Annotated in this window: 16 protein-coding genes; 9 read left to right on the forward strand and 7 right to left on the reverse strand. The window is 61.6% G+C overall.

Annotated elements, in window-relative coordinates; genetic code table 11:
- The first annotated feature begins 17 nt into the window (after positions 1-17).
- From aruF to astE, 5 genes are read left to right on the forward strand one after another with little or no spacing between them, the layout of a single operon-like run.
- On the forward strand, positions 18-1,100 hold the full coding sequence (aruF, locus tag B0G83_RS23760) for an arginine/ornithine succinyltransferase subunit alpha (protein WP_105509994.1): 1,083 nt from the start codon (positions 18-20) through the stop codon (positions 1,098-1,100).
- Positions 1,097-2,134, forward strand: a complete 1,038-nt coding sequence (astA, locus tag B0G83_RS23765) for an arginine N-succinyltransferase (RefSeq protein WP_105509853.1) — start codon at positions 1,097-1,099, stop codon at positions 2,132-2,134. Before aruF ends, astA begins: the two co-directional genes overlap by 4 nt.
- A gap of 2 nt (positions 2,135-2,136) precedes the next feature.
- A complete protein-coding gene (gene astD / locus B0G83_RS23770) occupies positions 2,137-3,600 on the forward strand; it encodes a succinylglutamate-semialdehyde dehydrogenase (RefSeq protein ID WP_105509993.1) in 1,464 nt (487 codons plus the stop codon).
- A 9-nt stretch (positions 3,601-3,609) separates the two neighbouring features.
- A complete protein-coding gene (gene astB, locus B0G83_RS23775; protein WP_105509854.1) occupies positions 3,610-4,950 on the forward strand; it encodes an N-succinylarginine dihydrolase in 1,341 nt (446 codons plus the stop codon).
- Positions 4,934-6,022, forward strand: a complete 1,089-nt coding sequence (gene astE / locus B0G83_RS23780) for a succinylglutamate desuccinylase (protein ID WP_181157052.1) — start codon at positions 4,934-4,936, stop codon at positions 6,020-6,022. The genes astB and astE overlap by 17 nt, the downstream gene beginning before the upstream one ends.
- Before the next feature lie 118 nt (positions 6,023-6,140).
- Here astE and B0G83_RS23785 read toward each other — a convergent pair whose 3' ends face one another.
- The 4 genes from B0G83_RS23785 to B0G83_RS23800 all read right to left on the reverse strand — a co-directional run bounded on the left by B0G83_RS23785 (position 6,141) and on the right by B0G83_RS23800 (position 11,324).
- The gene (locus B0G83_RS23785; RefSeq protein WP_105509856.1) at positions 6,141-6,428 is read right to left on the reverse strand and encodes a PAAR domain-containing protein; all 288 of its coding nucleotides are present in this window, start codon (positions 6,426-6,428) and stop codon (positions 6,141-6,143) included.
- 102 nt (positions 6,429-6,530) lie between these two features.
- The gene (locus B0G83_RS23790; protein WP_105509857.1) at positions 6,531-7,688 is read right to left on the reverse strand and encodes a glycosyl hydrolase; all 1,158 of its coding nucleotides are present in this window, start codon (positions 7,686-7,688) and stop codon (positions 6,531-6,533) included.
- An 85-nt stretch (positions 7,689-7,773) separates the two neighbouring features.
- Positions 7,774-8,655: a hypothetical protein gene (locus B0G83_RS23795; protein ID WP_105509858.1), complete on the reverse strand. Its 882-nt coding sequence runs from the start codon at positions 8,653-8,655 to the stop codon at positions 7,774-7,776.
- Positions 8,655-11,324, reverse strand: a complete 2,670-nt coding sequence (locus tag B0G83_RS23800) for a type VI secretion system Vgr family protein (RefSeq protein ID WP_105509859.1) — start codon at positions 11,322-11,324, stop codon at positions 8,655-8,657. The genes B0G83_RS23795 and B0G83_RS23800 overlap by 1 nt, the downstream gene beginning before the upstream one ends.
- 563 nt (positions 11,325-11,887) lie before the next feature.
- Here B0G83_RS23800 and B0G83_RS23805 point away from each other — a divergent pair.
- Complete coding sequence (locus B0G83_RS23805) at positions 11,888-12,682, forward strand: ABC transporter substrate-binding protein (protein ID WP_105509860.1); 795 nt, start codon at positions 11,888-11,890, stop codon at positions 12,680-12,682.
- Between the two features lie 122 nt (positions 12,683-12,804).
- On the opposite strand, the gene B0G83_RS23810 is transcribed toward B0G83_RS23805, so the two are convergent.
- Positions 12,805-13,563: an acetoacetate decarboxylase gene (locus tag B0G83_RS23810; RefSeq protein WP_105509861.1), complete on the reverse strand. Its 759-nt coding sequence runs from the start codon at positions 13,561-13,563 to the stop codon at positions 12,805-12,807.
- Between the two features lie 266 nt (positions 13,564-13,829).
- Here B0G83_RS23810 and B0G83_RS23815 point away from each other — a divergent pair, with 266 nt between their 5' ends.
- A complete protein-coding gene (locus B0G83_RS23815; protein WP_105509862.1) occupies positions 13,830-15,230 on the forward strand; it encodes an EAL and HDOD domain-containing protein in 1,401 nt (466 codons plus the stop codon).
- A 155-nt stretch (positions 15,231-15,385) separates the two neighbouring features.
- On the opposite strand, the gene B0G83_RS23820 is transcribed toward B0G83_RS23815, so the two are convergent.
- Positions 15,386-16,843: an HDOD domain-containing protein gene (locus tag B0G83_RS23820; RefSeq protein ID WP_105509863.1), complete on the reverse strand. Its 1,458-nt coding sequence runs from the start codon at positions 16,841-16,843 to the stop codon at positions 15,386-15,388.
- Positions 16,844-16,949: 106 nt separating this feature from the next.
- The gene (locus B0G83_RS23825) at positions 16,950-18,764 is read right to left on the reverse strand and encodes a bifunctional diguanylate cyclase/phosphodiesterase (protein WP_105509864.1); all 1,815 of its coding nucleotides are present in this window, start codon (positions 18,762-18,764) and stop codon (positions 16,950-16,952) included.
- A gap of 289 nt (positions 18,765-19,053) precedes the next feature.
- Between B0G83_RS23825 and B0G83_RS23830 the strand changes: the two genes are divergently transcribed.
- Both B0G83_RS23830 and B0G83_RS23835 read left to right on the forward strand, forming a co-directional pair.
- Positions 19,054-20,385, forward strand: a complete 1,332-nt coding sequence (locus B0G83_RS23830) for an EAL and HDOD domain-containing protein (protein ID WP_105509865.1) — start codon at positions 19,054-19,056, stop codon at positions 20,383-20,385.
- 326 nt (positions 20,386-20,711) lie between these two features.
- Positions 20,712-21,275, forward strand: coding sequence for a peroxiredoxin (locus B0G83_RS23835; protein WP_105509866.1), 564 nt, complete (start codon positions 20,712-20,714; stop codon positions 21,273-21,275).
- The last annotated feature ends 56 nt before the right edge of the window (positions 21,276-21,331 follow it).

Below are 21,331 nucleotides of genomic sequence, written 5' to 3' on the forward strand. Positions count from 1 at the left end.
ATTCAACAGGAACGATGATGCTCTTCGTACGCCCCAGCCGCCTCGCCGACCTCGACGCGCTCGAACAGATGGCGCGCACCGCGCAACCGGTGCTGCATTCGCTACCGCACGACCGGGGCGCGCTCGAAGCGCGCATTGCGTTGTCGGAAGACTCGTTTCGCGCGGACGTCGATTTTCCGGGCGAGGAGTTCTATCTGTTCGTGCTCGAAGACGGGCAAAGCGGCAAGCTGATGGGCACGGCGAGCATCGTCGCCGCGGCCGGTTATTCGGACCCGTTCTACGCGTTTCGCAACGACGCGCTGATTCATGCGTCGCGCGAACTGCACGTGAATCGCAAGATTCACGCGCTGACCATGTCGCATGAACTGACCGGCAAAAGCCGGCTCGCCGGGTACTACATCGATCCGTCGCTGCGGGGCGACGCCGCCGCGCATCTGATGTCGCGCGCGCGGATGATGTACATCGCCGCGAATCGCAAGCGCTTCACGTCCGAGGTGTTCTCGCTGCTGCTGGGCGTCACCGACGAGCACGGTGTGTCGCCGTTCTGGGAAGCGGTGGGGCGCAAGTTCTTCGGTCGCGATTTCGCGGACATCGAAATCGAATCGGGCGGCCGCAGCCGCACGTTTATTGCCGAAGTGATGCCCACCTATCCGGTGTATGTGCCGTTGCTGCCGGAAGCGGCGCAACGCGTGCTCGGCGAGCCGGATTCGAAGGCGTTGCTCGCGTATGAGATTCACCAGGAAGAAGGCTTCGAGACCGACCGCTACATCGATATTTTCGACGCGGGTCCGGTGCTGACCGCGCAGGTGGATCGCAGCGTCTGCGTCACGCGCAGCGAAACGCGCGTGGTGCGTGACGCGGCCGCCACGGCGAGCGGGTCGACGTATCTGATCGCCCATAACGGCGCCGATGGCGAGTTCCGCTGCGTGCTCGGTGAGCTGGCGGCGGACAACGCAACGGGGAATGCAGGGGACAAGACCCGTGCCGCCGCATTGCCGCACGCGACGCGCGTCGCGCTCGGTGTCACGGAGGGCGACGCGGTGCGCTGCGTGCCGCTGCACGCGCCGCATCAGGATGAACAGATGGGAGACGCACAATGATCGTCGTTCGCGTTGTGCAACGAGGCGATGTGGACGCGCTGATGCGGCTCGCGCAGGAAACCGGCCCGGGTCTCACGACCTTCAAGCCGGATCGCGATGCGCTGGCGGCGCGGGTGGAGCGCGCGCGCCGCACGATGGAAGACCAGGCCGAACCGCATGAAGCCGGCTACTTCTTCGTGATGGAAGATACCGACACCGGCGACGTGGCCGGCGTGTGCGGGATCGAAACGGCGGTCGGTCTGCAACAGCCGTTCTACAACTATCGCGTGAGCACGGTGGTGCACGCGAGCCAGGATCTCGGCATCTGGACGCGGATGCGCGCGCTGAACATCTCGCACGACCTGACAGGTTACGCCGAAGTCTGCTCGCTGTTCCTGAGCCCGCGTTATCGCACGAGCGGCGTGGGCGGCTTGCTGTCGCGCTCGCGCTTCATGTTTCTCGCGCAGTTCCGCGAGCGATTTCCGCAGCGTCTATGCGCGGAATTGCGCGGGCATTTCGATGCCGAAGGCACCTCGCCGTTCTGGCGCGCGGTCGGCTCGCATTTCTATCAGATCGATTTCAACGCGGCGGACTATCTGAGTTCGCATGGCCGCAAGGCGTTTCTCGCGGAGCTGATGCCGCGCTATCCGGTGTATGTCGATTTGTTGCCGCAGGAGGCGCAGGACTGCGTCGGCCTCACGCACAACGACACGATTCCGGCGCGTCGCATGCTCGAAACGGAAGGGCTGCGTTACGAGAATCACGTCGATATTTTCGATGCCGGTCCGGTGCTCGAATGCCATATCGCCGACTTGCGCACGGTGCGCGAGAGCGTGCTGGTGCCGGTTGAGATCACCGGCGCGGCGGCAGGTGCGCCGCCGGATGGACCGAAGTCGATGGTATCGAACACGTCGCTCGGCGATTTTCGCGTCGGCGTGGTGGCGGGCGTGCCGCAGGACGGCGTGTTCCGCCTGAGCGCCGCCGAAGCCGCGGCGCTCGACGTCAAGGCAGGCGACCTCGTGCGCGTGCTGCCGCAGAAACACAAACAAGGATGATCATGAGCGAGCTTTTCATCGACGGCGAATGGGCCGCCGGCACAGGACCCGTTTTCGCGTCGCGTAACCCCGGTACGGGCGCGACGGTGTGGGAAGGCCATGGCGCGTCGGCGGACGACGTCGATCGCGCCGTGCGCGGCGCGCGCCGCGCCTTCGCCGCGTGGTCGGCGTCGAGCCTCGACGAACGTTGCGGCGTGGTGCGCCGCTTCGCTGCACTCGTGACCGAACGCAAGGAAGCGCTGGCCGAAGCGATTGGCCGCGAGACGGGCAAGCCGTTGTGGGAGGCGCGAACCGAAGCGGCGTCGATGGCCGCCAAGGTCGAGATTTCGATTCAGGCCTATCACGAACGCACCGGCGAAAAGCGTTCGGCCATGGCCGACGGCACCGCCGTGTTGCGGCACCGGCCGCATGGCGTGGTGGCGGTGTTCGGGCCGTATAACTTCCCCGGTCATTTGCCGAACGGACATATCGTGCCGGCGTTGATCGCGGGTAATGCGGTCGTGTTCAAACCGTCCGAGTTGGCGCCGGCCGTTGCTGCGCTGACCGTGCGGATCTGGCGCGACGCAGGTTTGCCGGCGGGTGTGCTGAACCTCGTGCAAGGCGAGAAAGATACGGGTATTGCGCTGGCGAATCATCGGCAGATCGACGGTCTCTTCTTTACCGGCAGTTCGGATACCGGCACGTTGCTGCACAAGCAGTTCGGCGGCCGTCCGGAGATCGTGCTGGCGCTGGAGATGGGCGGCAACAATCCGCTCGTGATCGGACCGGTGGCCGATGTCGACGCCGCCGTGCATCACACGATCCAGTCGGCGTTTCTGTCGGCGGGGCAGCGCTGCACCTGCGCACGGCGGATTTTCGTGCCGAACGACGCGTTCGGTGACCGCTTCCTCGCGCGTCTCACGGAAGTCACCGCGCGCATTACCGTGGGCGAATACAACGCCGATCCGCAGCCGTTCATGGGCGCGGTGATTTCGGCGCGCGCGGCTTCGCGACTCGTCGTCGCGCAGGAACGTTTGCTCGCGGAAGGCGCGCACGCCCTGCTTAAGATGGCGCAGCGCGATCCGAACCTCGGCTTCGTCACGCCCGCGATTCTCGACGTGACCAACGTCAAGCGTCTGCCGGACGAAGAGCACTTCGGCCCGCTCGCGCAAATCATCCGTTACGGCAGCTTCGACGAAGCGCTGGAGAAAGCCAACGACACCGAGTTCGGTCTCTCCGCCGGCCTGCTCGCCGACGACGAAGCGCTGTGGGCGCATTTTCAGCGCACCATCCGCGCTGGTATCGTCAACTGGAACCGGCCGACCAATGGGGCGTCGTCGGGTGCGCCGTTCGGCGGTCCGGGCCGCTCCGGCAACCATCGGCCGAGCGCGTATTACGCCGCCGATTACTGCGCGTTTCCGATGGCTTCCGTCGAAAGCGCGCAACTGCAAATGCCCGCGAGCGTCTCGCCGGGCCTCCAATTCTAAGGATCGACGATGCAAGCCACTGAAGCCAATTTCGACGGCCTGGTCGGCCCGACCCACAACTATGCGGGACTGTCGTTCGGCAACGTCGCGTCGCAGAACAACGAGAAGTCGGTAGCGAATCCGAAGGCGGCCGCGAAGCAGGGTCTGCGCAAGATGAAGCAACTCGCCGAGCTGGGTTTTCATCAGGGCGTGTTGCCGCCGCAGGAGCGTCCGTCAATGCGTCTGCTGCGCGAGCTCGGCTTCTCCGGCGACGACGCCACGGTGATCGCGCGCGTGGCTAAAGACGCGCCCGAGTTGCTGGCGGCGGCGAGTTCGGCGTCGGCCATGTGGACCGCGAATGCGGCGACCGTGAGCCCGTCGGCCGATACGCAAGACGGCCGCGTGCATTTCACGCCGGCCAATCTGTGCAGCAAGCTGCATCGCGCGATCGAGCATGAATCGACGCGCCGCACGTTGCGCGCGATGTTCAGCGACGCCGACCGTTTCGCGGTGCACGAGGCGCTGCCCGGCACGCCGGCGCTCGGCGACGAAGGCGCGGCGAATCACACGCGCTTCTGTTCGGAATATGGCACACGGGGGGTCGAATTCTTCGTGTATGGCCGCAGCGAGTATCGTCGCGGGCCGGAACCGAAGCGCTTCCCGGCCCGCCAGACGTTCGAGGCGAGCCGCGCGGTCGCGCATCGTCATGGCCTGGAAGAGGCGGCCACCGTGTATGCGCAGCAGAACCCCGACGTGATCGACGCGGGCGTGTTCCATAACGACGTGATCGCGGTGGGCAATCGCAACACGTTGTTCTGTCATCAACTGGCGTTCGTCGACCAGAACGCGGTGTACGACGCGTTGCGTTCGAAGCTGCTGGGTTTCAAGTCCGATTTCAATGTGATCGAAGTGCCCGACGCGCAAGTGAACGTGTCCGATGCCGTCACGTCTTATCTGTTCAACAGCCAGTTGCTGACGCGCCCCGATGGCAAGCAGGTGCTGGTGGTGCCGCAGGAATGCCGCGAGAATGCGCGCGTGGCAGCGTACCTCGACGATCTGACGTCGCACACCGGCCCGATCGACGACGTGCTGGTGTTCGATCTGCGCGAAAGCATGAAGAACGGCGGCGGCCCGGCGTGTTTGCGTCTGCGGGTCGTGCTGAACGACGCGGAGCGCGCGGCCGTGACGCCGGGCGTCTGGATCAACGACACGCTGTTCGGCCGTCTGGATGCGTGGATCGAGAAGCACTATCGCGACCGTCTCGCGCCGTCGGATCTGACCGATCCGCATCTGCTTCACGAGTCGCGTACCGCGCTCGATGAGCTGACGCAGATTCTTGGTCTGGGTTCGCTGTATGACTTCCAGCGCTGAGCGCGGTATGCCGGCCGCCATGCTCGACGATTTTCTCGCCTACACGCTGGCGGGCACGCGGCCTGCCGCGAATGAAACGCAGGGCGTGTGTGCGAGTGGCGCGCGCTGGTGGTGGCTGGATGACGGCGTGTTATTGATCGAGCCCGCGACGATAGGGCAGGGCGCGACGCGTAGTGTGCTGGTGTCGGCGGGTGTGCATGGCGATGAAACGGCGCCGATCGAGTTGCTGTCGTATCTGGTGCGCGATATCGCGCAAGGCGCTGCTGCGCTAACTTGCCGATTGCTGGTGATTCTCGGCAATGTCGATGCCATGCGCGACGCGTGTCGTTATCGCGATGACGATTTGAACCGGTTGTTTAGCGGGCGGCATCTGCAGGTGCCGCAGAGTCATGAAGCGCCGCGCGCTGCTGCGTTGGAGCAGGCGGCCGTGCGGTTTTTCGCGGGGTCGGGATTGGCGGTGGCCTCGGCGTCGACCTCTGACTCGAACGCGCCCGGCGAGCGTTGGCATATCGACATGCACACGGCGATTCGCGCATCGGCTTTCGAGCAATTCGCGTTGCTGCCGCATACCGGCAAGCCGTTCTCGCGCGCAATGTTCGAATGGCTCGGCGAAGCGCGTATCAGCGCGGTGCTGTTGCACACCACGAAGGGCAACACGTATTCGCATTTCACCGCGCAAGCGTGCGGCGCGGAAGCGTGCACGTTAGAACTGGGCAAGGTGCGGCCGTTTGGACAGAACGATCTCGCGCGTTTCTCAGGCGCGGATCAGGCGGTGCGTCATCTGCTGGCAGGCACGCATGGCAACGCGCCAGCGCCGTTGCCGCGTGTGTTCACCGTGATCGATCAGCTCACCAAGCAAAGCGATGCGTTTGAATTGCTGGTGGCGGCGGATGTCGCCAATTTCACGCCGTTCGCCAAAGACACGCTGCTCGCTCGCGACGGCGATTATCGCTACACCGTGCGTCACGACGAAGAGCGGCTCGTGTTTCCGAACGCGACGGTCAAGCCGGGTTTGCGTGCTGGACTGTTGGTGGTCGACACGACCGACGATACGTTGTCGAAGCTTGTTTGAATCAAACGCTGAAGCCCCGTCGCATCGAGCGTACAAACTCGCTTGATGCGACGGGGCTTAAGGTAAAAGCACGCGAGCAACGAGGCAACTGCAACGGTGCGATTAGCACGGATCGCACCTATTCCGCGGTGGACATCATGTTCTGTGACGCGACCAACTTCGGCGGCGGATGGCAGCCGCAGATACACAGATCGTCGCTCAGCGCCGCGTGTCTTCCATCCGGCGCCGTCATCATCTGACGAAGTCCCTCGCACTGGATTTTGCCTGTCGTGTTGCAGGCAGGGCAGGACACGCTATCGCCTTCATGGGCGACGTTCTGACCACCTAGTTGGATCGTGGTCGCGGTGGCCTGGACCGTGCCGTTAGCCGTCGTCTTGTCGCCATTCAATATCAGGTATCTTTTCACGGCAATGTTGAGCTTCGGTGTAGATGATTCTGACTGACTTCTGATGCGGAGAAACAGCGGATTCCTAGCGGCCGATCCGCCAGTTTCCCCGACACGGAATGACTAGAATTTGCGTTTTTTCAGCGTATAGGCGAACAGCGCATATTGCGTGTTGGTATCGGGATCGAAGTACCCCCCTTGAGCGGCTCCCTCATCTAACTGCTTCCAGGAATGCCCAGAATCATTGCTGATGAACGTGAGATCACGCGGAGCACCTTCGCCCGATGCATCTGTGGCATAGACCAGCAAAACGCCCTGTTTGCCGACGCTAAGGCCATCAAGCATCAACTTCTCGTCAAACGTATGCAGTTGCCGCACGTCGGGTCGCGGACCGTTTGTCCAGGTTGAAATAGCGCCGATGCGATGCCCTTTGTCCGCTGGATTGTCCCAGTTACGCGGCGGACCAAGGCGCGATAGTGCATAAAGCGAATAGCTGCCCCCTGAATCTGGTGATGATTGCAGATCGACGACTGTTTGCTGCGGCAATACAGCCTCCTGCTCGAAATCCTGCTGATCCCAGGCCAACCGATAGACGAGGCTGGATGCCTGGATTTCGCCGAGCTTGTCCACGTAGTAGGCAACGTGCAGCAAGCCGTCTGGTCCGAGGTTCACCGCGTCAAACGTTTTGCGGGGCTTGCCGACATTGGCGAGAGGGGGCACCTTGATTTCTTGCCAGGACTGCCCGCCGTCGGCCGTGCGCCATACGTGAGGCCCCCATCCGATGGCGTAGCCGCGCTGCGGATCAAGAAACAGCAACTGTCCGATGTTGTGGTCTTCTTGCCAGCTCAATTGCGCCCAGTTCTGGCCACCGTCGCCGGAGCGCCATAATTTGGTAGTTTGCGGTGTTTGGCCGTTCGCTGAGTTAGGCGCTTTGTAATCCATCCATCCGGTGCTGACATAGACTGTGCGCCAGTCCTTCGAATACCACCAGGCGGCATCCTGACCGGGTTGCTGGAACGTGCGGATCAAACCAGCATCGACGGGGCCGCGCAAGAATGTGACCGTGCGTCGATTAAGTCGCTCGGCAGAACTGTTCATCCAGGCTTCGGTTGGCTCAGCGACTTCGGGATCTTTTAACTGTTCCGTTGGCTTAAACGTGATTTCAGGGCCCGAGATTTTGAGACTAAAGGCCTGATTGTCGCGCACGACAAAATCTCCTCCGCCATAGGGTTTGTCGTTTTTGGTAAAGGTTGTGGAGATCACTACCCAGCGCGTCGTCATTTCTTTGAATCCGTAGTATGTCAATGCTGCTAACAGCAGCGCCCAGCAGCCTAGTTTCAAGCTCAATCGGCTAATTTTTGTCATGTCATTTGGCAAGTAGTCGTCCAAGAGCATGTGACACGGGGTCGTCCACATCATCCTTCGTCGCATCCCATGCATTGCCGACCATCGTTTTGCCAACCACCGTGCCACTGTCTACCGCTTGGCCCCACGTGCGAGCGTCCCCCCACTCCTGCATATTTGGTTGTCCCAAAATTTTCTTCATATCCCAAATATCAAGATCGGCAAGGCCGCCATCGAGGTAGGCCAAGGGGTGCGTTTTGAACGCAAAGGTCTTAAATGTGTTGTCGTCCAATTCAAGCTGATACTGATCGACCTTCATCGTGAACGATCCGTTGCCCGGTTTCTTACTGCTTTGCTGTATCGAGTTGCCACTCATATTTTGACTCAGCCCATCCTCCATATTTGCCTGGAGATACCATCGCGCACTCCGAAGCCATGCCTTGCCTTTGTCGCTTAAGTTAGGGTACAGCTTTGCGCCATAGTTAGAGCAGTAGTAATAGCCATAGCTCACATAGTAGCTAGGCGGTTTGTGCCCGCACCCAATATGTCGCATCATGAAGTTGCCATGCCGGGACCAGTCTGAGTCGGTGCTATTAATTTCTATCAACTTCTCCCGGCGATGCAGCAGCGTCTGGAAAGTATCACCATTTTTGTATGGATCCCAAAATTTTGCCCACGCCTTAACGGCTTCCCATGCGCTAGCTGTACTCACCTTGTTGACGGTTTCCCAATACTCGCCATGAAGCGGCTGGTAGTAGTATGGGCATTTTCCGATCACTGAATCGGCGGCTGGAGGCACCACCTTGTTGCAACAACTCAGTGCAACCTTGGGGCGGACTTTGTAGCCGCTTGGGGTCAGCATTGCCGACCCCGTTCCTAGGACATTGTCTTGCTCGTTCGCCATCAACGGCTCTCCAGAAATTTAATGACCACGTCCTTGGGCACGTGACTCTGCGTCAGTCCGGTTTCGCCCAGTTCGTTCGTCACGCCTTGTGAGATGAGCGCGCCGTCGGAGAACATTTGGAACCTCGTGTTGGCAACCGGGATATCCGTGCCGGCCCAATGCGCGATAAATGCCTGATCGTAGTTGCCTTCCGAACCGGGCATAGCGGGAATGGCAGTAGACATCTGCGTCGGTCCATTGAACCCATGCTGGCTCCCCCTGATATCAATCTTGCCCGGTGCATGAATCTCGATGTTGCCGTCCTTGATGCGAATGTATGCGCCGCCGGATGTCAGAAGGACTTCCTGCTTTGCCGCAGCCTCAATCTTTTCCGTCGCGGACAGCAGCTTCACTGTCTTCTGCGCAGTCAGTTCGATATTGTCCGAGTGCGCCTGAATTTCGACCTTACCCTTGGCCGCGAAGAGTTTCATCCCAGCATTCTGCACAAACAGGCTAAGCTTTTCCGCGACGCTCGCAATGAGCGACTTACCGGTTGCGATGTGCGTGCTCTGCCCACTAATCAGATTGACCTGTTGGTCGGCGGATACATGGGCGGACTTCTGCGTAGACAACGCAATGCCTGACGGACTACCGAACAGCATGACCGGTTCCTTGAACGCGTTCGCGTTTCCGGTTCCACCGCCCGCTGTATTTCCACCTGACGACGAACCCGCCACGCTGTTTTGCGTCGCGTCCGTGTACGACTTCAGCGAGTCGTAGCCATCCTTGAGACTTTCCGCCTGATGCGTAATGCTGGCATTCGACATCGCTTCCAGCACACTTTCCGAATTCACTAGCTGCGAGGTCGCTTGCCGTGCATCCAGTGGCTGGCTGGTCGCCGGGTAGGTTGTGACATACAAGCCTCGGCCCGCACGCACCGCACCGTAAGCGTCGGACTTCAGGTCAAAGCCACTCCCCAGATAGCTGCCTCGGTTGTTCCCGGTCTGATCAATCAGGTAGCCCAGATGCAAATGTGCGTTCGTACTCGTTGAATAAAGCTGAACACGGTTCTGACCCGTAGAGTCGTCCATCACCATCTGGTTGTAGCCGCTGCCTTGATATTCCTTTGACTTGTAGCCCGATAGCAGACCGTTGGAATGCCAGTGCGGTTTTGTCGCGCCGTTGTAAACACGGCCTGTTACGAGGGGTCTGTCGCAATCGCCGTCCACCCAGCTAATCAGGACCTCTTCGCCGACTCTCGGTACATGCACACCGCCGTACCCGCCGCCGGTATCGGACATCGCGACACGCACCCAACACGATGCTTTTTCGTCGCCGTCATTGAGTCGATCCCAATGGAAGCGAACCTTGATCCGATTCAGCGGATCGGTATAGACCTCTGCATTCGCAGGGCCGACAACAGTCGCCGACTGCAAATGCATGGCTGGCTTGTGATGTTCGAAGGGGCTGCGATACGCAACCGCCTTGCGTTGTGCTTCGATCTCAACGAAAAAGAAACCTTCGCTGCCATCCGCGTGAGTGACCTTCAGACCGGCATGGTTAGTTTTTGCAACTGCGAGTTCGCTCTTGAGACTGTGCGGGAAATCGGGAGCCTGACTGGACACCGGCAGATTGTTTTCGATGAACCAGGCGGTTTCGACAATCGCAAACTGGCGGTTTTGCTGGCTATCTGTCGCATGGCCGGGATGATCGTCCAGTTCGAACCAGCGACCCGCATCGGCACCGCGCACAGCGCCCGAGCCATAGAACCGTTTTGCCCGCGATTCCCATTCTTCCATACGGATTTTTGACAGCGCATCGCCCCTGTCCTGTTTGCCGTAGGTATAGGCGCCCGTGTATTCATACACCTCCGCCTGCGGGGGTAAGTTCCCCTGCGTGGGTAGTGTCGGGATATGGGTGCCCTTCGGATTAAAAGACGACCCGGGCGCCTTGTAATCGAAGGTGCGCGTTGTGAGCGTCGTGCTTTGAAGTGTTCGCATGCCAGACCACTGCACCAGCGCGTCGGCTTCGCTATTCGTACCCGCGCGATAGAACTCGACACTCTGCGGCGAAAGCGGCTGGAACGTGTCGAGGCTGTCCGTGAGGACGAATGTATGGGACCTACCGTCGACGGCCTGCTCGACGTATCCGAATAGCCCTTCGCTTTCCATCAATCGGTGGACGAAATTCCAGTCGTCCTCGTATTGCATGCAGAACGAACGCGAGGGCAGGGCCTGGCTCAGGGCAAAGCGAAATGCACCTTGAGCCTGCGGATGCATGTTGAAGACGTCGGTCAGGATTTCGTCGGCGGGTTTGTCCTGCCAGATTCGTGCATCTTTACGGAAGCGCAGAAAGTGCATCCACGATGCAAAGCCGATCTGATAACTCGTCAATCCACTGTCCGACCCAAGACGCCGCGCAGTATGCACATAACCGTGACGAGGCAGATAGGACCTGTCGGCCTGTTGAACCCAAAGCGTTACCGGCTGAGCGATCAGTTTCTTGAGTTCAATCGTGTCGGAGGCCGACACGACATCGGCCGTGAATTCATAGTGACGGCCAATTCGTGAATGACCGACCACTCGCTGAGGCACCAGGGTATTATTTCCCAGTGACGTATCCAGCTTAAGCAGGCGATCACTCTGCACGAGTCCGCCAGTTATTGCCCCGATTATGTCCTGCGCTCCCATACAGCCTCTTTGTGTTAGCTAAACAAGCGTCCGCGCTCGGCGCAATTTTACGAAACTCCAGACCGATGGACCAGATGTTCGGTGCCCGTAAGTGTGAAGTGATGTAAATTTCGGGCATTTAAATATGTGCTCGGCATATCCACGGATTTTGTCAAACGATCTTTCCGAACTTATTTCGGTCATCTCGCATTGACGGCATTTCCGGGCGTCAAAGGCAATGGCGATTTTTGGTGGAATGGATTAAGGCGTTTTATCCGCCTGATACCTTAAACATAAAACGGGAGGCGCTATCGCCACCCACGCCGTCTCGCTCGAATCCCTCATCACCTTGCCTGAACGCGACACGAATTTGCACGTTTGAGGTGCATCGATTTGCATACGCCAGAACAGCACGCCAGCCCCTGCCCGTCAGGCTTGGCCAACGAAGCCTGTACAATCGCGGCCTCGCGGCTTGTGCGTTGCACCACACTGGCCGCACGAGTTTGAATCGCATTTTTGGCGCGGCAATGATGCTTGCCCGGATTCGGCTCCGTCTTATTCAATACCGTAGAGGAACACCCGTAATGAAGATGAATTGGCGAAACATGGCTGCGCTCACGCTGTTCGCGACGGCAACGGCAGCGGCTGGCTCCGCATCGGCGGCGGATTTGAAGGAAGTGCGCTTCGGCGTCGAGGCGTCGTATGCGCCGTTCGAATCGAAGTCGCCGTCGGGCGAGCTGCAAGGTTTCGATATCGACGTCGGCAACGCCGTGTGCGCGAAGCTGAAGGTGAAATGCGTGTGGGTCGAGAATGCGTTCGACGGTCTGATCCCTGCGCTGCAGGCGCGTAAGTTCGACGCCATCAACTCGGACATGACGATCACCGAGCAACGCCGTCAGGCGATCGACTTCACCGATCCGATCTACACGATCCCGAATCAGATGATTGCGAAGAAGGGCAGCGGTCTGTTGCCGACGCCGGCTTCGCTAAAGGGCAAGCACGTCGGCGTGCTGCAGGGCACGATCCAGGAAACCTACGCGAAGGCGCGTTGGGCGCCGGCCGGTGTCGACGTCGTGCCGTATCAGACGCAGGACCAGATCTACGCGGATCTGTCGTCGGGTCGTCTGGACGCGTCGTTCCAGGACGCGGAAGCCGCGTCGAAGGGCTTCCTGAAGAAGCCGCAGGGCGCGGGCTTCGACTTCGCCGGTCCGGCCGTCAGCGACGAGAAGCTGCTCGGCGCGGGCGTCGGCTACGGCATTCGCAAGGGCGACAAGGCGCTGAAGGACGAGCTGAACCAGGCGCTGAAGGCACTGAAGGCGGACGGCACGATCGACCGTCTGGCCGCGAAGTACTTCGACGTGAAGGTGGTGTTGAAGTAACGCCTCAATCGAAGCAGCATGCTGCTTACGATGGACAGCAAAACGGCCGCGATAGCGGCCGTTTTGCTTATGAAGCGGCGCTGCGTCTTTGCATAACGGTGAGCGCGTCGCCTACCGGTAACTCAACGCGCATTCACTTTCGGCTGGTCGAGATAATCGAACACCACTTCGCCGAGACCGAGCGTCAGGTCGGCGACGAGATGCCGCGCCTCGACGATCTCCAGCACCGGCAATTCCGCGACCGGCGCCAGCGCATGCGGCGCCAGTTCGAGCGCGGCCGGGCCAGTCCATGCGCCTTTCAGATCGATGTCCTGCAGGTAGTAGCGCACCAGCTCGCAAATGCGCGGCGTGCCGTCCACGTGCGGAATCACCTTGAGCAGGAAGTTCGGCGTTTCCAGCCGCTTCTTCTGCTGCGCGAGGTCGAGTTGCCGATGCTTGTAGCCCATCGTGCCCGTGGCGATGCGTACCGGGCCGTAATCGAGCGTGCCGACCAGCGTGTCGGTGTGGACCGACAGCACCGGACTCGCGAGCTTCTTCGGAAAACCCCACAATTCGCGGCCGCCTGCGATCGGCGGGTGATCGTCCAGATACATGGCGAGCGTGTAGCCGCCCGCGACACCGTTATACGACACCGGAATCACCTGGCCGCTTTCCGTGTAATCGCCGAAGCCGGTCGAGTCCGGCATGCGGATGAACTCGTAATGCACCAGCGGCTCGCCGATTTCGAGCGGCTCGGGTACCACCGCGCGCAGCTTGTCCGGGTCGGTGCGGTAAGTGATGATCAGGAATTCGCGATTGATGAAACGATACGGGCCCATGGGAAATGCCGGGCTCGTGATCGGCATCGCGAAGGCATTCGACAGCACGCTTTTGACGTCCATATTTTTCCTTGGTGGTTAAAGGCAGGAGGAGCGCTGTTGCATCGCATCACAGTATCGTCGATTCCGCGCCATCCCTGTTTCAGACGCGTCTCCAATTATTTCGAGATATTGCTTCTTTGACATGTCCGGGCGATGCGCGCTGCGCTAAAATCGCCGGGCGCATCGCAGGCGCCGCGGGTCCTAGGCCTTGAACGGCGTGCGTAGAATGCGGCAAAACCAAAATACAGCAGGCGGCGCCGGGCGGCGCTGAGCGGGGGAAGACCTGAATGACCAACGTCGCAATCGAGAATCCGAGCCACACACACGCTGCGGACGATGCGCAACTGAATGCCAGCTTCGCGCGTCAGCCGATCCTGAATCGCGACGGCATGCTGTGCGGCTACGAAATCAAGGTGCTTGAGCCGGCCATGCCGGTGAGTGCGGAGTCGGCGGATACGCCGGCGGCCGCTGCACAAACCGACACTCAAACCGAGGCGAGTCCCGACACGGACGCCGACGCGCAAGCGAACCGCGCGCCCGATCCCGCGCAGTTAGTCATGCAAGCCGTGATTCGCGGCTTGATCCACGGCAATCTGCGCGGTGCGCTGACGGGGCATCCGGCTTACGTCGATGTAAGCCGCGAGATGCTGCTCGACGACGCGATCCTGCGTTTGCCTGCCGAGCGCTTCATGCTCGAATTATCGCCGTCGATGGTCGTCGACGACGCGCTGATTCTGCGCATCGTCCAACTGCATGGCCGCCGTTATCGCTTCGTGCTCGACGACGTGACCCAGCCCAACGAAACGTTCGCGAAACTGCTGCCGTACGTCGAGGTCGTCAAGATCGACATCGCGCGTGCGCCGGCCGCGTTGTTGCCGAAACTGTCGAGCGTGCTGAAGTCGGCGGGCAAGCTGTTGATCGCATCGGGTCTCGACGCGCAGGCCGACTTCGAAACCGCGCATGGTCTCGGCTTCGATCGTTTTCAGGGTTACTTCTTCGCGCGTCCGCAGACTTCGATGACGCGTCGTGTCAGCGCGCCGCGTCATGCGTTGCTGAACCTGCTGCAATTGCTGGCGGGCGAGCCGACCGTCGCGCAGCTCGAAGCCGAGCTGAAGCTGAATCCGGTGCTCGTGATGCATCTGATGAAACTGGCGAATTCGAGCGGCCTCGCGGTCGGCCACAAAGTGACCACGTTGCGCGACGCGATCAACGCGACCGGCACCGACCGCATCGCGCGTTGGACCCAGTTGCTGCTCTATGCCGACGGCCGCAAGGTCGCGCTCGAAGACGATCCGTTGCTGCAACTGGCGGCGACCCGTGCGCGCTTCATGGAGCTGGCGATCGAACGCCTGCCCGAAGCGGGTCGCGACGAAGCCGACGCGGCCTTCCTGACCGGCGTGTTTTCATTCGTCGATGCGGTGTTCGGCGGTTCGCTCGAAAGCACGCTGAACGTGCTGACGCTGTCGCGTCCGATTCAGTCCGCGATCCTGCAACGCGAAGGCGTACTGGGTCTGTTGCTGAGCGCGGTCGAGGCACTCGAGCGCGGCGCATGGGACGAGATCGCCATGCTGTGCGAGCGTCTGAAACCGTTGACGGTGGAAGAGGTCGCGCAGATGGGCCTCGCCGCGGGCGCATGGGCCGGTGTTGCGGATCGCAGCGCGGAAGGGCTGGAACGCATCGAAGATTGAGCGTCGGCCAGGTCCGGGCGCTCGATTGTCAGAAGCAGAAACAGCAAGGCCGGCATGCGTTGCATGCCGGCCTCGGCACATCTATTGAAACCCGGCGTCGGGCAAATCCAGAATCAGGAGAGTGAAGCGTGGCGATTAACGATCTCGCCAGGTCTTCACATCGTCTCCATTTCCCGCATCTGCCCCAGGCCGAAAAAACGGCCTAACTCCTTGGCCAATTCATTCAGGACGCTCATTTCCTTTTGAGAAATTCGTCGTGGCTCCTGCGTATGAGACCAGTCGCCGTAGAGTAGCGCGACTGTCTGATCGCTTTCGTCGACCACGGGTAGCAGCACGAAGGCGCGGGCGTCGTCGAATGAGCGGCGGAACCATTCCGGCAGCCGCGCGACCATTTTCGGATCGCGCGCGTTCTCGATGAAAATGCCCACCGAGTTCGCGATCGCGAGATGGAACACGTCGGGTTCGAACGCGGTGTTGAAGCTGAGCGTGGGGAGCGCCGCGTCGATTTTCGGACCCAGACCCAGGCGCGCCTTGAACGTGCCGTTGCTGTGCTTGACGAACACCACCGTGCGCGCAAAACCCAGGCCGGCCAGCACGGTTTCGGCCGCGAGCGCGAGTGCCGGGGCGAGCGGGCTGCCGTCGGGCAGGCCGCGCAGATCTTCGACGCCGACCGCGATGCGATCTTCCGGGCTGAGCGCTTCGCGCGCAATCGCGTCCGCGTTCGCGCGCAACTCGACGATCTCGGCCATCACGCCGTCGCCGCCTTCTTCGCGGGCGAGGGCGAGGCTCATTTCGAGCAGCACGTCGGGGTCGGTGTTCAGGACGCGGCTATATTCCTGCGCCAGTTCGGCGATGCGTTGCTCGCGTTCCCAGTCCGGCATGTTCTGCTGGGTGAGCACGCCGGCGACCGCCGTGGAGTAATTGGTGATGGCGCGCAGCCACTGCACCTGGCGCGGCTGTTCGGTGTCTTGCGGATCGAACTCGCCCATGCCCGAACGGATCATGTCCGGCAGGCGCCAGCGTACCGCGGCTTCCTCGCCGATTTCGTCGAAGGTTACGCCCAGCACCAGCACGCAGGCATCGGCTTCGAGCGTGCCGGCGTCGATGTGGCGACGAATCTGATCCCACTCCGCGTCGAGGTAGAACACCACCAGCAGCTTGCCGATCTGCCGCATCAGCGTGCAGACCACCGCTTCTTCACCGGCGCGCAGGTCGCCGCGCTCGGTCAGCTTGCGCGCGACGCAGCCCGACAGCAGTGTGCGGTTCAGTTCGAGTTTCGCGTCGATGCGGCGCGGCGCGCTGTGGTGGAAGTGATCGACGATCTTCAGGCCGACCACCAGATGACCGACCGCGTCCATGCCGAGCACCATCAGCGCGCGCGACACCGTGGTGATGTTGCCGCCGAACGCCATGTACATCGCCGAGTTGGCGAGTCGCAACACCTTTTGCGTCAGAGCGAAGTCCGACAGCACCACCTGCACGAGGCCGGTGAAGTCGAGGTCGTCATTGTTCATCGCCGCCATGGTGGTGCGCAGCGATTGCGACAGCATGGGGAAATCGCCGCGCTCGCTCATTCGCGTCCAGAGCCGGTCGAGCACCGCCGCCTTTACCATGTGAGTCCCGCCAAAGCCATACATGTTCCAATGAGTGCCACGCCGGCCTCGGTAGACCGGCTTGTTCCGCTGCATGATCCGCTACCTGAGCGCTCGACCTGCATTGCTACGCGGTATGCAAATGAAGCGTGCGCGCTTCGAAACGCTGCGCGAGTTCGTCGGAGGGCAACGCCTTGCAGACGAGCCACCCCTGAATATGGTCGCAGCCCATCTCGGTGAGCAGCGCGCGCTGCGCTTCCGTTTCGACGCCTTCGGCGACCAGTTCGAGGTCGAGCGTCTGCGCCAGCCCGACGACCGCGCTAACGATTGCCTGATCGTTTCGGGAGGTTAGCAGATTCTCGACGAAACTCCTGTCGATCTTGAGTTTGGCCAGGGGGAATCGTTGCAGGTAAGCCAGACTCGAATAACCGGTGCCGAAATCGTCGACCGCGAAACGGATGCCCATCGCCGTCAATTCCTCGAGCAGACCCTTGGCGTGCGCCGGGTCGTGCATCAGCAGGCTTTCGGTGATCTCGAACACGAGGCGGCGCGGGTCGATGCCGGTCAGCTCGATCGCTTCGCGCACCGAGTCCTTGAAACGCGGATCGCGGAACTGCTGCGGCGACACGTTGACGGCCACGTATTGCAGCGAGATGCCTTTCGCGTCCCACTGGATCAACTGCATGCAGGCCACCTTCAACACCCAGTTGCCGAGGAAGTTGATCAGGCCGATCGATTCCGCAAGCGGAATGAACATCGACGGAGGCACGAGGCCATGAACCGGATGCAACCAGCGGATCAGCGCCTCGACGCCGACCACGCCGTGCGTGCGGCTGCTGGTGATCGGCTGGAAGTGCAGCGAGAATTCGCCGTTGCGCACGCCGTCGTACAGATCGGCTTCGAGCTTCAGACGTTCGGCGTCGGCCGGGTTGTCGTCCGGCACGTAGAAGGCGAGCGTGTTGCCGCCGGCCGCCTTGGCCTGCAGCAAGGCATGGTCGGCCCAGCGCAGCAGATGGGTGTCGTGGCTCGCGTTGTCGTTGGCGTGGCGCACGTCCGGATACAGCGCGATACCGATGCTCGCCGACAGGTGAACCTGCTGGCCGTTGTAGACATAGGGCTGCTGGATCGCGGTCAACAGACGCCGCGCCAGCGCCTCGGCCGCGGCTGCCGCGTCGGTGCGGCTGGCGGCGGGTTTGACCAGGATCGCGAACTCGTCGCTGGCCACGCGTGCCACCGTCTCGTTGGGGCTCGTCATGTTCAGCAGACGTCGCGACGTGTCGCGCAGCATTTCGTCGCCGGCGTCGTAGCCGAGCGCGCGGTTGACGCGCTGATAGTCGTCGAGGTCGAGCAGCAGCAGGGCGGTCGGCGTGCCGTGCGCGTCCGCTTGCAGTTGTGCGTCGAGCAGCGCCGGGATCAATGCCGATTGATTGGCCAGATTGGTCAGGCGGTCCAGATGCAGCGCCTGGGTCAGGCGTTCTTCGGTTGCGCGCCAGGCGGACACGTCGAAGCCGGCGATCGCATAGCCTTCGGTACCGTTGTGGCTGCTGCGCACCACGCGAAGCTCGACGGTGATCGGGTAGGTCAGCGACTTGATCAGACCCAGCGTGGCTTTCTCGACGTTGCCGGTGGTCGCCGCGAGCGTCAGCAGCGCGTCGAGGCGCGGCACGTCGGCGGCCGCCACCAGGTCGTGCAGCGTGATGGTCTCGAGGTACTCGCGGTGATAGCCGATGAAGCGCAGGCTGGCATCGGAGACGTAGATGAAGCGCAGCTCGTCGTCGATGTGCGCCAGCAGGTCGACGGCGCCGACCACCTGTTCCAGTTGCGCAGCGCGGCTCGAGGCCAGCTGCGGTTTGACGTCCGCACGCCGGCCGAACGCACGAAGCCGGTCCATGACCGTGCGCAAGGAGCCCCGGCGGGGCGCGGTGATCCTGTTCGCTTCCATGTTTGTCGCTGGCAACCTGTATTCGTCTGCAGGCGGGGCGCTTTGCTCACCGCCGGAATCGGACGGCCGAGAGATATCAGGCCGCCCCATCAGAACGAGATAACGACCGTCGGCGGGAAATCTTTAGCCGCATCTAAAAAAAACACACGGTAAGGGAGTGGCGGTGGCGTAAGGCATCGATTCCACTAAAGTGGCATGGCCGGTTGTCCGTTAATGATTCATACCCGTTGTGCGGTACGACTGTGAGGTTGTTGCCGCGTCGTTTTTTGAATACTTGCTCCTGTGATCCATGTCTGAACGCCAATCTGTCTGGGCCATCCCCCGACTCGAGGTGCCTGACTCAACCGCCGACCACGCCGAACAGGCGTCCGCCGCGCAGTTTGTCTACCTCGGCCGCCAGCCAATCCTCGATCGCCACGGCGCGCTGAGTGCCTACGAGCTTTTGTTCCGCGCCGGCGCGCATAACTACGCCGAAGTCACCGACGACGCCCAGGCGACCGCCCAGGTGGTCGCCCGCGCGATCGGCGGCATCGGCGTGCAGGCCGCGCTGGGGCTGCATCGAGGCTTCGTCAATATCGACCGGGCGCTGCTGTTCAACGATATCGTTCATCTGATGCCGCCCGAGCGCTTCGTGCTCGAAATCCTCGAAACCGTGAAGTTCGACGCGCTACTCGCGCGCCGGCTGGGCGAGTTGCGCCGGGCCGGGTTTCAGGTGGCGCTCGATGACGTGGTCGAACTGACGGACGACGTGCTGGCCGCGCTGCCGTATGCGGATATCGTCAAGATCGACTTTTTACAGACCGAGCGGGCTGCGCTGCCAAAGCTGGCGTCGATGCTGCGGGCGCAGGGTAAGACGCTGATCGCCGAGAAGGTCGAAACGCGGGAAGACTTCGAGCTGGCGCGCGATCTGGGCTTCGATCTGTTTCAGGGGTATTTCTTCGCGCGGCCGCAGGTGCTGGCCGCGCCGCGCAACCGGTCGCCACGGCCGGGTTTGCTGCGCTTGCTGGCGCTACTGTCGCGCGACGCCGGGATCGTCGAACTCGAAGCCGAGCTGAAGCTCAATCCCAGCGTAGTCGTGCAGTTGATGCGGCTGGTCAATTCGAGCGCGTTTGGGTTGGGGCGGAATATCTCGTCGTTGCGCGAGGCGATTATCGCAACCGGGACGCGGCAGATCGCGCGCTGGGCGCAACTGCTGCTTTATGCCGATAGTGGCGATCTGCCATGGCGCGCCGATCCGCTGGTGCAACTGGCGGGGACGCGGTCGCGGTTTATGGAGCTGGCGGCGGGGCGGCTGCGGCCGTCGGATGACGATTTTGCCGATGCGGCTTTCATGACCGGGATTTTTTCGCTGGTGCATGTGGTGGTGGGAAGCACGCCCGCTGCGGTGCTGGAGAAGCTGGGGCTCGCGCCGCAGATTCGTGATGCGATCGTGTCGCGCAGTGGGCCGCTGGGGACGTTGCTGCGGCTGGCTGAGGCGGCGGGCGAGGGTGCCGAGGGGGCGCAGATTGCTGCGGCGGTCGATGCGCCGGCGGGGTTTGCGAGGTTGACCGCCGACGTGCTGGCGGAGTTGAATCTGTCGGCGGCGGCCTGGTTTGGGGCGCATATCGAAGAAGCGGCTTGAAGGGGGCGCGCAAGGGGCATGCATGGTGCTGCCAGTGGATGGGGCGGCTTCTGCCGCACCCCCGCATTCACGCGCTGCCGGATTCGTGTTACCTACTGCATCGCCGCATAGCCGCATCGCCTTACCGCGCGGGTCGTGGCTAGAGCCGGCGAGCTGATATTCGCTTTCTTTTGCATCCCTTCGATGCGATCGTGCGTACCTTGCAGGTACGTGGTCCAATAGCGTGCTGCGCCCGTAGCCGTGTTGCCGGTCTGTTGTGCTGTCCGGCAACGCGGTCATGGACTCATTGGACCCATCGCGTGCATCAACGCTCGGAGAAACCGCAAATGAAGAAGAGATTCATACCGATGGCGCTCGCCGCTGTCATATCGGCCGGCTTCGCGATCTACTCGCTGACGGCCTCGGCGACGCTCAAGCCGGGCGATACCGCGCCGGCCTTCACCGCTGAAGCTTCGTTGGGTGGCAAGACCTATACCTATTCGCTCGCCGACGAGTTGAAGAAAGGCCCGGTCGTGCTGTATTTCTATCCGGCGGCTTTTACCAAGGGTTGCACGATCGAGGCGCATGAGTTCGCTGAGGCGGTCGATGAGTACAAGAAGTACGGCGCGACCGTGATTGGTGTGTCGCATGACAACATCGATACGTTGACGAAATTTTCCGTGAGCGAATGCCGGAGTAAGTTTCCGGTCGCGGCGGATGCCGATTCGAAGGTGATCGGCGCGTATGACGCGGGGTTGCCGATGCATGCCTCGATGGCGAATCGCGTTTCTTATGTGATCGCGCCGGATGGCAAGATCATTTACGAGTACACGAGTCTCTCGCCCGAGAAGCATGTCGAGAATACGCTCAAGGCTGTGAAGGAGTGGGCGGCGGCGCATCCGCAGCAATAAGGGTGGCGGAGCCCCTTGCGGCGGGGTTTCGCCGTTTTGCGCAATGGGCTTTTGCT

The organism is Paraburkholderia sp. BL21I4N1 (genome assembly GCF_002973525.1).
Taxonomy (GTDB): Bacteria; Pseudomonadota; Gammaproteobacteria; order Burkholderiales; family Burkholderiaceae; genus Paraburkholderia.